The organism is Porphyromonas sp. HMSC065F10 (genome assembly GCF_001808555.1).
In the GTDB taxonomy this organism is placed as follows: Bacteria; Bacteroidota; Bacteroidia; order Bacteroidales; family Porphyromonadaceae; genus Porphyromonas_A.
The window spans coordinates 8885-21594 of record NZ_KV793782.1 but is presented as its reverse complement, the minus strand read 5'-3'; the positions used below and the strand labels follow the sequence as shown (position 1 = coordinate 21594).

Here is a 12710-nt window from a genome sequence, read left to right as displayed (position 1 = left end):
CCCTCCCAGCACATCAAAATGCGAATTAGCCGCATTTTTGGTACCTTTACCTGCCTAATCGTATAGGCCAATTAATCCAGTATTAGCTTTGCAGAAATCGACTTTCCTCACCCTACTCCTGTCAGCGCTGGCGCTCTGCTCTTCGCTCGGGGCTCAGACCCCGAGCGACGATAGTCCGGAGCTGCTCTTCAGTGACTTCTACAGCCGGGCGCTCTGCCTTGAGCCCCTCAATGTGGAGAGCGACCTCTCGCCTTACATTTCCCACCTTTGGCTGGCCAACCTTGCGGACTCGGTCCAGCCCTCTGCGCTCTCCGACATCGGCTTCCTCCTCACGCAACTGGGACAGCCGGAGCGGGCCCAGGCGTATCTTATGCGCGCCTACCGCACGTCACACAAGGATCACCTGATCGGTGAGCCGCTCGCCCGACTGGCACTCGCCAATCAGGACTACGCCACCGCAGAAGAGGTGATCACGGAGCTGCTGGCAAAGGTACCGGACGATCACTTCCTCCTCATCCTCCTGCAGCAGGCGTACCGATCGGAGGAGAAGTGGGATGAGGCGATCGAGGTGGGGAAAAAGATCGTCGAGCTAAGCAACGACGACCCTCGTCAGGTGTCGGGACTCTCGGGTCTCTACATACAGGCTGGGCGTCAGGCGGAGGCGCTGAAGCTGCTGGAGCAGTACGGCAAGACCCACCCGGGCGAGCCGACGACACAGACGTTGCTCTTCTACCTCTACCTCTCTACCGGCGACTACGACCGTGCGGGCAAGGCTCTGGAGCAGTTGCGCAAGCAGGGCGCCGATAGCGATGCACTGCGGGTGGCCGAGGTAACCTACTTCGCTCGCCGTGAGCAGTATCGCGAGGCGGCGAAGTATATCCTCCGTCAGTCTCGGAGCGAGGGGATCGACCCGGAGCAGGTGGAGTCGCTGATCCAGACCTTATATAAGGAGTCCCCGAGTGCCACGGAGGCGCGGAGAGAGATGGTGAGGGTGCGACCCGACATTGCCAAGATCTTTCCCCACACCCCTCAGCTCCTCCTCGGGCTCTCGCAGGATCATCTGCTGCTGGGCGACACGGTCGCTGCAGAGGGGATACTGGATAAGCTGGTGGATGACCGTGCGGAGCTGGTGTCGCCTTACGTCTACTTCACCGACCGCTATGCGGCTGCCGAGGATACGACCCACCTCAGGCACTATGCCGAGGCGGGGCACGAGGCACTGCCGGAGGAGGGGGTATTCCGTCTTTACTTAGCCCTTCTCGCAGTCAATGCGGGCGACACAGTCGTCTATCGCAAGCAGCTGGACGATGCACTATCGGTGGTCTCGCCGGAGGATCGCTTCTACCCTCAGCTGGCACTTCTGCGGGCGGATGACCTGAGTGGCGGGGGAGACTTTGAGGCAGCAAGGCCCTACTACGAGGCAGCCGTGAGACAGCCACTGCCCCCGGCGTACAATAACTACGCCTATTTCCTCACGGAGAAGTCCGGCACCCCGGCCGACCTCGATAAGGCGGAGAAGCTGGCCCGCCAGGCGATCAAGCTGGAGCCCGACAACGGGACCTACCTCGACACCTATGCTTGGGTGCTCTACCGCAAGGGGTCGTCGATGCTCGCCCTGATCTACATCAAGAAGGCGATCGAGGCGACAGAGACACCCGACCCGACACTCTACGAGCACCTCGCCGAGATCCTCACTGCCGAGGGTCGGTACGACGAGGCGATCGAGGCATGGCGCCACTGCCTCGAGAGTGGCGGTGACTCGAAGAGGGTGGCACAAAGGGTAGAGGCCATCACCGAGATGAAAAAGAGCAAAAAAGCCGAGCCAGCGACAGACGGACTCGGAGATGATTAGTCACTCAGAATAAGGAAAAGCACCATGAGACAGACCATACACAGACCTGCGTCCCTCCTTTTACTCTCCCTACTGGGGCTGCTCCTGCTCGTTGCCACCTCATGTGGCTCGCGGAGAAGCTCCGTCGGTGGCTCGGGAGCCATAGGGACCCTCTCCAAGAGCGAAGTAATCCGAGGCTATGCGGCACTTCCCTCTTACCCCCTCGCTGATGTGCGCGGCATGCTCTCTGTCTCAGCGGGTGAGAGGGGCGATCTCTCCAGTGGATACCGGATGTCGATCTACCCGGGCGAGGCGATGGTGATCTCGGCAAGGCCGATGGGGCTCTTCGAAGCCGGTCGTGTGACGCTGCTGCCAGACCGGGTGGTGCTGCTGGATAAGATGGACCGCTATGGCGTGGACGAGGCACTTGATGTCACACCGGCGCTACCGGTCAGCATCCTTGACCTCTTCGGCTCCGTCAGCACAGAGCGCTTAGAGGAGATGAGCATGACCCGCGAGCCGGGTGGATACCGCTTCACCGACCGGGATAGCGGGAGCGAGCTCTTTATGGACCTGGACCTCAATCTCACCAGTATGTCGATTGACCTGCCGAGACGAGCAGGCGGGGTGACTGTCTCCTTCTCCCACTTCACCACCATAGCAGGCTACCGTCCCCTCCCGCAGCAGATGAGGGCGGAGCTACGTATGCCCTCGATGGGCGACCCTGCCACACTGACACTTACGATCACTGACTACGACACCAAGCCGTCGATGAAGCCGGATAAGGCACTTCCCGACGACTATACCCGACTCAGCCTCTTCCGGCTGATCTCTGTAATCCTCGGCAAATGAAGCACCTCAAGACCCCCCTCTTACTCCTCCTGCTCCTCTCCCTCTCCCTGACACCGCTCACGGAGGGGGCGGCACAGACGACGAAGAAGTCGGATGTGGTACGACAGCTGGAGAACCAGCGGAAGAAGATCCAGGAGGAGATCAAGCGGATCTCCGCACTCCTGACCCAGACCACCTCTTCGTCCAAGAATACCCTACAGCGCATCTCCCTCCTCGACCAGCAGATCCGCGCACGTAAGGAGGCGATAGCGACGATGCAGAGCGAGGTGACGGCACTTAATGGTCAGATCGACGAACTGGAGGTGCAGCTGGACTCGCTGCAGGTGCGATTTGACCGCAAGCAGGTGAGCTACATCAAGTCGATCCGCGCCCTCCAGACCCACCACTCAACGGAGGATATGCTGATGTTTGTCCTCAGCGCGAAGGACTTCGCCGAGGGGATGCGCCGGGCGGAGTACCTCGGGCAGTATGCCAAGTGGCAGCGCGATCAGGCGGAGAAGCTGAAGGCTCTCCGCGCTGAGATAGAGACCCAGAGGGCTGAGCTGGAGCGGGTGCGCGACAAGCAGCAACAGCTCCTCAATGACAAGACCGCCGAGCAGACCAAGCTGCAGGCGGATCAAGACGCTGCCCGCCAGGAGGCAAGCCGACTGAAGGGGAAGGAGAAGGAGCTACGGCAGCAGATCAAGAAGCAACAGCAGCAGGCCGCCGCCCTCGACCGGAAGATCCAGGAGCAGATCCGCAAGGAGGTGGAGGAGGCTCGGCGACAGGCAGAGCTGGAGGCTCAGAAGGCCAAGCAGGGAGGCAAGGTCAGCCGCCGTCGTACTGCCACCAAGGGTGGCTATGCGATGACGGAGAAGGAGATCAAGCTGTCGAAAAACTTTGCCGACAATCGGGGAAAGCTCCCCAGCCCGATCTCCGGTCCAAGCCGGGTGGTCTCCCGCTTCGGTCGGCAGAAGATTGCCGGCATGCAGTATGTCGAGCTGAATAACAACGGCATCGACCTGCAGGGTGCCGCTGGAGCACGGGCACTCTCCGTCTTTGACGGCGTGGTGACCCGCATCTTCACTCTCGAGGGCTTCAATAACAGCATCATCATCCGCCACGGTAATTACCTCACCGTCTACAGCAACCTGACGGAGGTCTTTGTCAAGACGGGCGACAAAGTCTCCACCGGTCAGGCCCTCGGTAAGGTCTACTCCGACCCCGATGTGGGCGGCGCAACAAAGCTCCACTTCCAGATCTGGAAGGAGACCACCAAGCTCGACCCCTCAGTATGGATCAGACGCTGACCCCTACCCTCCTCTCGATCCGTGAGCTGAGCGAAGCGCTGGAGGGACGTCCTTTTGTAGCCACGGTCGGCTCCTTTGACGGAGTCCACCTGGGACATCAAGCGGTGATCGAACGGACCGTCTGCGAGGCAAAAAGAGTGGGTGCTGCCTCGGTGGTGATCACCTTCGACGGGCATCCCTCAGCGGTGCTCCACAAGAGTGCTCCACCGCTGATCACCGGCACGACCGAGAAGGTCCGCTACCTCGCTCCCCTCGGTGCGGATGCGATCCTACTCCTCCCCTTTACCACTGAGCTGGCCGCCCTCTCTATGAGCGACTTCATCGGAGCTCTCCGAGAGATCGGACTGCAGCGGATGGTACTGGGGTACGACAGCCGATTTGGTTGCGACACCTCCGGGATCCCCTTTGACCTCTTTGACAAGAAGATGGCAGCACTCGGCGTGCCTGTGGAGCGTGTGGCACCAGTGAGCCCGGGTGGCTTGGAGGTGAGCAGCAGCCGCATCCGGGAGCTCCTCGCTGAGGGACACATCCCCGAGGCGGAGGCGCTACTGGGGCATCCCTACAGCCTCTGCGGCTATGTCGCCGAGGGGCGGCAGATCGGGCGACAGATGGGCTTCCCCACGGCAAATATCGTCCCCGAGGGGGCGGCACCACTGATCCCGAGAGATGCAGTGCTGGCAGCGGAGGTGTTGCTGGACGGGGTCACCTACCCCGCTATGGCTTACTACGGCACCGCCCCGACGATCAGTGCCGATGATAGAGACTACAGGATCGAGGCCTTCCTCCTCGACTTTAGCGGTGACCTCTACGGGGACCGCGTGGAGATCTCTTTCCTCCTCTACCTCAGGGGCGACAAGCGCTTCGACAGCCTTGAGGAGCTGAGGGCGCAACTGCTCGAGGATGAGGAGGCGACCCGAGACTTCTTCCGCGGGAGAGGTCGGGGCGTATAGAGTCAAAAATTGCTACCTTTGTAACCACTATGAGACTAAGATCTTACCATACCATTGGGCTGGCGATCATCACCCTACTGATGACAGCGTCTACCCTCCGTGCGCAGGAGTCGGTGACCGACTCGCTCACGGTGCGCAGTATCTTTGACGAGCTGGCACTTATCAAGGAGGGCGAGGGGACGGTCTTCATCACGCAGTCGCCCGACATCGCGGCACTTGTGCACAACCGCCCCACGCTGATCACCAAGGATGACCTTCAGGCAGGCTACACCTACAGGAGCGGCTACAGGATCCAGGTATTCAGTAGCAACGACACCAACGCTCGTAGCACCGCCTCCCACCGTGCGCAGCAGCTTAAGGATGCCTTCCCGGAGATCGAGACCGATGTGCTCTACAAGGCACCCTTCTGGAGCGTCCGGACAGGTAGCTTCGTCACTCGTGAGGAGGCAAGGGACTTCATCAATAGCCTCAAGGGGCGCTTCCCCGCCTTTGCCCGAGAGATGTATGTGGTGCCGTCTAAGATCAAAGTACCACTCTAACTACTGACCCATCACTATGACCTCACGTCACGACAACCCCTACTTCACCGAGGAGATTGATCCGCAGGAAATGAAGGAGCGGACCGACCGACTGGCAGCCCTCTCCCGTCAGATCCTCACCGAGCTTGGCGAGGACGCTAACCGCGATGGTCTCCAAGAGACACCGGTACGCGTCGCCAAGGCGCTCCAGGCACTCACACGAGGCTACCATCAGGACCCCAAGGCGGTGCTCCGTGCTGCCACCTTTGAGGACGACTACAGCCAGATGGTGATCGTAAAGGACATCGAGTTTTACTCCCTCTGCGAGCATCATATGCTCCCCTTCTTTGGCAAGGTACACATCGCTTATATACCCAACGGCCATATCACCGGACTGAGCAAGCTGGCCCGCATCGTGGACATCTTCTCCCGCCGTCTGCAGGTACAGGAGCGGCTCACGAGACAGATCAAGGACTGCATCGAGGAGGCGCTCCACCCCCTCGGCGTGATGGTGGTGATCGAGGCGCGACACCTCTGCATGCAGATGCGTGGCGTGCAGAAGCAAAATGCGATCACGACGACGAGCGACTTCTGCGGTGCCTTTGAGCGACAGAGCACTCGGTCCGAGTTCCTCGAGCTGATCCACCACGAGGGCAAGGGATATGTCTAATCTTTTTATATAAAAAAGGAAATCACCATGAGCAATATCAAGCACACTCTGGTCCTATGCTTGGGGATCCTCCTCGGCTTGACCGCCTTCGGCAGCGCTGAGGCACAGTTTCACTGGGGAGTCCGCGCCGGCGCCGACTTCTCCAAGTTCCCCACCACGGCGGAGCAATTCAAGTCCGACTACTACACCGGCTTCCATGTCGGCCCAACGGTTGAGCTAAGCCTGCCCCTCCGCTTCTCCGTTGATGCCTCTCTGCTCTTCTCTCAGAAGAAAGTGGGAATGACCATAGAGGAAACAAAGGCGAAGGACATCCTGAAGACCAATTACATCATCGTGCCGGTGAATGCGAAGTACAACATCGCCAGCCTGCCCGGTGCAGACGTGATGGTCATCGCAGGACCGCAATTCAATTTTAAGCTCAGCAACAACCTTGAGGAGCTGAAGGACCTGAATAACCTGCGTGAGGTCGAGGCAAAGAAAGCGTCCGTCGGTGTCAATGTCGGACTCGGAGTAAGGGTGCTGAAGATGCTGCAGATCTCTGCGCTCTACAATGCCACCCTGTCGGACGACTATAAGTTTACAAGCCTCAATCAGACGACGAAGGATGTCTTCAATGCCAAGACCAATAGCTTCGTCATCCAGGCCGCTGTCCTCTTCTGATCAGGAGACAGCAATCGCCATATAAAAACAATAGACGCACTACCCTTGCCGGGTGGTGCGTCTCTCTTTGTGTGTGAAGTGCTTACTTGATCACCGCACGACCGGCGTAGACGGCAGCGATACCGAGAGCGACACTGAGGAGGATGTAGAGCGCCATCAAACCATAGGCGCCACTCTCCTTGAGGAGCAGGCACTCCTTAGAGAAGGTGGAGAAAGTGGTGAAGCCGCCACAGAGCCCCACGGTGAGCCCCCGAGCGATCGCCGTATCGAGCGAAATGGTCTCCGCAAGGGCGGTCAGCAGCCCGATAAGGAAGCAGCCGAGGAGGTTAATCACAAGTGTCCAGAGCGGGAAACCGTGTACGAGAGTGGGCAGAGGGAGCAGCCCGATGCCGTAGCGGAGGATGCCGCCCAGCATACTGCCCAGTCCGACGAAGAGTATAGTTCTCATTATATATTCTAAGCTGTGAGTCCGGAGAGTCGCTCAAGGATCGTCGTCGCCTGTCTGAGCGTCTCCACGCCACGGACTGAGATACTCCGGTCGCCCTTCTCCTCCTTAAATCGCAGCTCCTCGCCCCACTGAGCCGCTGCCTGCAGGATGTGGGAGAAGAGCGGACTCCTGTAGTAGGGGCTGTGGAGGTCGCGGACGAGGGTCAGCTTGAGCAGTCCGCGCTTCAGCAGGACCCGCTCCACGCCACACCGCATCGCCAGGAGGCGCAGCTCCACCACATGGAGCAGTTCCTCGCCCTCGCGCGGCATCGGACCGAAGCGGTCCACCATACGGTCGTAGAAGTCGAGGAGGTCCCTCTTCCTCTGGATGCTATCCAGCTCGCGGTAGAGACGCATCCGCTCCTCGTCTCCCGGGACATAGGTCTGGGGGAAGTAGGCAGCCACATCGGTGTCGATGGAGGTGTCGGTGACATAGGACCGGCGGTGTCCCTTCTTGTCGGAGGGAGAGGGGCTCTCTGCCTGCTCCACAGGCTCCTCCTCTGTCGGAAAGAGATCGGCAAACTCCTCATCCTTAAGCTCCCTGACCGCCTCCTCCAGCACCTGCTTGTAGGTCTCGTACCCGAGGTCGGCGATGAAGCCGGACTGCTCCGAGCCGAGGAGGTTTCCCGCGCCACGTATGTCGAGGTCCTGCATGGCGATCTGGATGCCGCTCCCCAGCTCCGCAAAGGAGACGATGCTCTCGAGCCGACGCTTCGCCGTATCGGTCAGCGCATCCGCTGGGGGCGTCAGGAGGATGCAGTACGCCTGCCGATCACCGCGACCCACCCTACCGCGGAGCTGGTGGAGGTCGCTGAGGCCGAAGCGCTGCGCCTCATTGACGATGATGGTATTGGCATTGGGCACATCGATCCCATTCTCCACCACGGAGGTGGCGAGGAGCACATCGTACTCCTGATTGACAAAGCCGGTCAGCACTCTCTCCAGCTCCTTAGGCGGCATCTGTCCGTGGCCGACGCCGATGCGGACACCCGGCACCGCCTTGCGGATATCCTCCTCCACACTCTCCATGGTGCGGATCCGGTTATTGATCACAAAGACCTGCCCATCGCGCGCCAGCTCGGCATTGATCGCATCGGCGAGCACCTCAGGGCTGTAGGTGGTGTGGTCGGTACGCACGGGGTGACGATTGGGCGGCGGGGTAAGGATATTGGAGAGGTCGCGGGCGCCCATGAGGGAGAATTGGAGCGTCCTCGGGATCGGCGTGGCGGTCATCGTCAGCGTGTCCACTTCGGCGCGCATCTTCCGGATCTTCTCCTTCACCGCGACGCCAAACTTCTGCTCCTCATCGATGATCAGCAGCCCCAGGTCCTTAAATTTCACCCCCTTCCCTGCCAGCGAGTGTGTGCCGATCAGTATGTCGATCTTCCCCTCCGCGAGATCCTTCAGCAGCTGCGTCCGCTCCTTTCCCTGCCGTGCCGCATTGAGGTAATCGACCCGCACGGGGAAGTCCCGCAGTCTTTTCTTGAAGGTGTGGTAGTGCTGGTAGGCAAGCACGGTCGTCGGCACCATCACCGCCACCTGCTTGCTGTCGGCGCACGCCTTAAATGCCGCCCTCACGGCGATCTCCGTCTTGCCGAAGCCGACATCCCCGCACACCAGTCGGTCCATCGGCACAGGCGACTCCATATCCGCCTTCACCTCCTCCGTAGCCTTCTCCTGATCGGGCGTATCCTCGTACATGAAGGAGGCCTCCAGCTCCTGCTGCAGGTAGGTGTCGGGGCTAAAGGCGAAGCCCTTCATCTTCAGCCGCTGGGCGTAGAGCTTGATCAGGTCGCGGGCGATCTCCTTGACCTTCTTCTTCGTCTTATCCTTCAGTCGATCCCAGGCGCCGCTGCCCAGCTTATTGAGCTGCGGTGCCTCCTCCACATCCTTGCTCTTGTACTTGGAGATGCGGCTGAGGGCGTTGATGCTGACGTAGAGGCTGTCGCCGCCCTTAAAGTTGAGCCGCACCGCCTCCCTTTCCTCCCCATTTTGCTCAATCTGGCAGAGCCCGCCAAACTGTGCCACCCCGTAGTCGGAGTGGACGACGTAGTCCCCGTACTCAAATCCCCGGATGTCCTGCAGTGTCAGCGCCGAGCTCCGCTTGCGGATGCGGTCACTCTTGAGCCTATAGCCGTGATACCGCTCGAAGATCGAGTGGTCCGTCAGCAGGCAGAGCTTGATCTCGTGGTCGATGAAGCCCCCATGCAGCGTCGGCCGCAACGGGACGAAGTGGACCGGTTGCTCCCGCTCGGCGAGGAGCCTGTGGAGTCGCCCCAGCTGGCTCTCCTGGTCGCTCATGATCATCGTCGCAAAGGACTGATGCTGGTAGTCGGAGAGTGTCTCGGCGAGGAGGTCCATTTTCTTATGAAAGAGGGGCTCCGGCTGCTCGCGGAAGGCGATCTCCCGCCACTGCGACTGCTCCCTCAGGTCGACACCCCCGGTGAGGAGCGAAAAGTGCTCCAGCTGCGCCATCACCATCTCCGGCTCGATCAGCCTCGCCTGCATCTCCTCGAGGGTGTGGAAAATATTGTCCTCCGGGTGGACCGGGGGCATCTCGTAGACCGTGCGGAGGGTGGAGGGGAAGAAGGAGTGGCTCGGCAGGTAGACCACCGCCTCCGGCGGCAGTAGCTCGAGGAGCGAGGTACCCTTGCTCTCGCTCTTGCTATCTACCGGTGCCAGGATCCGCACCCGCTCCATCGTCTCGCCGGAGAGCTGGCTCTCGGGGTCAAAGAAGCTGATCGTCTCCACCTCATCGCCGATGAAGTCGATCCGCACTGGCAGGTCCTGTGCGTAGGAGTAGATGTCGATCAGACTACCGCGGACGGCGAATTGTCCCGGCATATAGACATAGTCCGTCTCCTCGAAGCCCAGCGACCAGAGCCGCTCACGGAGAGACTTACGCTCATACTCCTCCCCAAGGGCGATGTCGATATGCCCCGCCTCATACTCCGCCTGATCGGCAAAGCCCTCCGGCAGCGCCGCCGCATAAGTAACGATGATCCGTGGTGGCACCCCGCCACCCCTCAGCCGATCAGCGATCTCGCTCCGCAGCACCTCATTGGCTGCATCGGGCTGTCCGTAGCGGATGCCACGACGATAGAGCGAGGGGAGGAAAAAGACCTGCTCCTCGCCCCCCATCAGAGCGACCAGGTCACTCTGCAGGTAGCCCGCACTCTCCTCATCGTCACAGACGAGGAGGAAGGTCGGCACCTGTGTGAGCCGATCCGCCAGCTCGGCAAAGAGGAGCGCCGGAGCGGAGCCGGCAAGACCGGAGAGGAAGAGCCGGGCGGGACTCTTCCGCTCCTGGGCGAGGGAGCGGACGATCGTCTGCAGAGCGGGATGCTTCCCGTAGAGGCCCCGCAGCGTACTTAAGCCGACAGTCTTGGCTGCCGTTTCTTCAGGATCTTTGTTCTTCATGTACGGGGGCAAAGGTACCGCTTTTCCCTCACCCCGAGTGGACTAAAAGCCGTAGCTCAGTCCCAGTGCCAGCCCCGGACTGATCCTGCTCTTAGTGAGCAGTCCCTCCGCCATAACGAAGAGTCCCAGCCGATCGAAGAAGCGGTACTTCACCCCACCGCCGAGCGAGGCGGCTGTCGGGCTTACCTTGAGATCCACAAAGGGGGTAAACCTCGAGGGCAGGACATTCCATGTCGTCTGTAGAGCCGGTCGGATAGGATCGTTGTCCAGCTTCGTGAAGCCGAGACCGACATATAGCCTGCGGTCGAAGAGTGACACACCCGCTGTGAGCGAACCGGTCGCATAGCTACTCATGTCGATCTGCTCACCATCGGGACCGTAGACTCGATGGAACCAGCTGTTACAGATGTCTGCCGAGGCGGCGAAGCGAACCTTCCCGAGCCTCGACCCGCCGTCGCTTGCCGCAGCGGCTCTGCCGGTGAGCGACAGTGCCATCACCAGTGTCAGGAGAAATAGTGAGAGCTTACTCATGATCAGATGCTATGTTGTTAGTTTTCGACTGCAATAGTAAGGAAATCGGCAGACACCCCAAGGGGGGGAAAAAAGAGGTCTCAGTTCAGGGGTGACGCATTTGAGCTTATCAATAAGAGAAGTGATAACCTCTGTCGCTGTACAATCTCGCTGACCGAACCCCGCCCTGTTGCTATCGCCTGCCGATCCCGCAGGGGCGAAGCCCCGGAGGGATCATCGCTTTTTAGACCGGGTGTCGAGGCACGAAGTGCCGAAGACCCCGGGAAAGACCACCTCGGGAATATCTCCGACCCCGCTAGGGTGTCGCACTTACCAATCAGGCAATCAGTGCGACACCCTGGCGGGGTCGAGGGATTGCTTGCGATGCCCGGTCCACGGGTCATCGGGGCTACGCCCCTCGACCACGTGGCTAAAAAGCGGGCACCCCTGTCGGGGTGCATCGTCTTCCACTCTTCACTATGAGTTGAATAGCTTCTGCACGGCTCAAATGCGTCACCCCTAGAGGTCTCGGTTTTGTCACTGACAGCAGGCGGGAGAGCGACCAAGCACCCCTTTTTTTATCCTCCTCAAGTATACGCCTGAGGATCAGCAGCGAGGAGCGCCCTCCCTCTGGCGCATTTCTAATACCGATATTAGAGATCACTAATACCGATATTAGAGTTCACAAATACCGGTATTAGGATTGACGCTTGTCCCAAAAACAAGTACATTTGCAACGTGTACCATATTGGTACACATTAAGAGCAAAGTAAGAAGGATTATGATCATAGTCACGGCAAGAGACTTTAGGGGCGAGCAAGGGAAGTACTTCCGGATGGTAGAGAGGGGCGAGGACGTGGTCATCAAGTCGAGAGACCACGGCTCCTTCAAGCTTGTCCCGGTCACCGATGATGACACCCTGCTCTCTAAGAAGGAATTCTTAGAGAAGATCAGGCACGCCGAGGAGGAGATAGACGCCGGAGAGGGCAAGGACTTTGCCACCGCTGAGGAGGCAGCGACCTATTTTCGGTCCTTATAATGTATCATATCAGATCCTCAAAAACCTTTGAGGAGGACATCAAGAAGCTCAAGAAGCGTGAGGCTAAAGTCTTCCAGAAAGCCCTTAGACTCATCGAGGAGGTCAGGGGTGACGCATTTGAGTTTTACAGCTAAAAAGAAAGCACCCCTGCGGGGGTGCCATTCCGCCTGCCGATCCCGCAGGGGCGCAGCCCCAGAGGGATCATCGCTTTTTAGCCCGGGTGTCGAGGCACGAAGTGCCGACGACCCCGGGTAAGAAGACGTTCTTTAAGATGCACGACCCCGCTAGGGTGTCGCACTTACCAGTCAGGCAATCAGTGCGACACCCTAGCGGGGTCGCTTGGATAGAGCCACATCGTAACCCGGAGTCTTCGGGGCTGCGCCCCTCGACATCCGGGCTAAAAAACGGGCACCCCTGTCGGGGTGCTTCGTACTCCACTCTTCACAATGGGTTGAATGACTTATGTAAAGATCAAATGCGTCACC

Annotated in this window: 12 protein-coding genes; 9 read left to right on the top strand and 3 right to left on the bottom strand. The window is 59.7% G+C overall.

Going from position 1 to position 12710, the window contains the following annotated elements:
• Positions 1 to 88: 88 nt before the first annotated feature.
• From HMPREF2890_RS04635 to HMPREF2890_RS04605, 7 genes are read left to right on the top strand one after another with little or no spacing between them, the layout of a single operon-like run.
• Complete coding sequence (locus HMPREF2890_RS04635) at positions 89 to 1852, top strand: tetratricopeptide repeat protein (protein WP_070466037.1); 1764 nt, start codon at positions 89 to 91, stop codon at positions 1850 to 1852.
• A gap of 24 nt (positions 1853 to 1876) precedes the next feature.
• Positions 1877 to 2683, top strand: a complete 807-nt coding sequence (locus HMPREF2890_RS04630) for a hypothetical protein (protein ID WP_070466035.1) — start codon at positions 1877 to 1879, stop codon at positions 2681 to 2683.
• Positions 2680 to 3972 carry a murein hydrolase activator EnvC family protein gene (locus HMPREF2890_RS04625; RefSeq protein ID WP_070466033.1) on the top strand — a complete coding sequence of 431 codons (1293 nt, stop codon included), beginning with the start codon at positions 2680 to 2682 and terminating at the stop codon, positions 3970 to 3972. The genes HMPREF2890_RS04630 and HMPREF2890_RS04625 overlap by 4 nt, the downstream gene beginning before the upstream one ends.
• Positions 3957 to 4922, top strand: coding sequence for a riboflavin biosynthesis protein RibF (gene ribF / locus HMPREF2890_RS04620; protein ID WP_070466031.1), 966 nt, complete (start codon positions 3957 to 3959; stop codon positions 4920 to 4922). Before HMPREF2890_RS04625 ends, ribF begins: the two co-directional genes overlap by 16 nt.
• 29 nt (positions 4923 to 4951) lie before the next feature.
• Positions 4952 to 5461: an SPOR domain-containing protein gene (locus HMPREF2890_RS04615; RefSeq protein ID WP_083289803.1), complete on the top strand. Its 510-nt coding sequence runs from the start codon at positions 4952 to 4954 to the stop codon at positions 5459 to 5461.
• A 16-nt stretch (positions 5462 to 5477) separates the two neighbouring features.
• Positions 5478 to 6110 (top strand): GTP cyclohydrolase I FolE, encoded by a 633-nt coding sequence (gene folE / locus HMPREF2890_RS04610; RefSeq protein WP_246825309.1) that lies wholly within the window; start codon positions 5478 to 5480, stop codon positions 6108 to 6110.
• Positions 6111 to 6137: 27 nt separating this feature from the next.
• Positions 6138 to 6770 (top strand): outer membrane beta-barrel protein, encoded by a 633-nt coding sequence (locus tag HMPREF2890_RS04605; RefSeq protein ID WP_083289802.1) that lies wholly within the window; start codon positions 6138 to 6140, stop codon positions 6768 to 6770.
• Positions 6771 to 6852: 82 nt separating this feature from the next.
• Here HMPREF2890_RS04605 and HMPREF2890_RS04600 read toward each other — a convergent pair whose 3' ends face one another.
• Genes HMPREF2890_RS04600 through HMPREF2890_RS04590 form a run of 3 tightly spaced genes read right to left on the bottom strand, consistent with a single transcriptional unit; the run spans position 6853 to position 11207 of the window.
• Positions 6853 to 7218, bottom strand: coding sequence for a fluoride efflux transporter FluC (locus tag HMPREF2890_RS04600; RefSeq protein WP_083289801.1), 366 nt, complete (start codon positions 7216 to 7218; stop codon positions 6853 to 6855).
• Positions 7219 to 7226: 8 nt separating this feature from the next.
• Positions 7227 to 10676, bottom strand: a complete 3450-nt coding sequence (gene mfd, locus HMPREF2890_RS04595; RefSeq protein WP_083289800.1) for a transcription-repair coupling factor — start codon at positions 10674 to 10676, stop codon at positions 7227 to 7229.
• Positions 10677 to 10718: 42 nt separating this feature from the next.
• A complete protein-coding gene (locus HMPREF2890_RS04590) occupies positions 10719 to 11207 on the bottom strand; it encodes a hypothetical protein (RefSeq protein ID WP_070466027.1) in 489 nt (162 codons plus the stop codon).
• Positions 11208 to 11967: 760 nt separating this feature from the next.
• Between HMPREF2890_RS04590 and HMPREF2890_RS04585 the strand changes: the two genes are divergently transcribed.
• Entirely contained in the window at positions 11968 to 12225 is a 258-nt protein-coding gene (locus HMPREF2890_RS04585; RefSeq protein ID WP_070466025.1) for a type II toxin-antitoxin system Phd/YefM family antitoxin, read from the top strand.
• Complete coding sequence (locus tag HMPREF2890_RS09350; RefSeq protein ID WP_256387636.1) at positions 12225 to 12359, top strand: hypothetical protein; 135 nt, start codon at positions 12225 to 12227, stop codon at positions 12357 to 12359. Before HMPREF2890_RS04585 ends, HMPREF2890_RS09350 begins: the two co-directional genes overlap by 1 nt.
• Positions 12360 to 12710 lie beyond the last annotated feature (351 nt).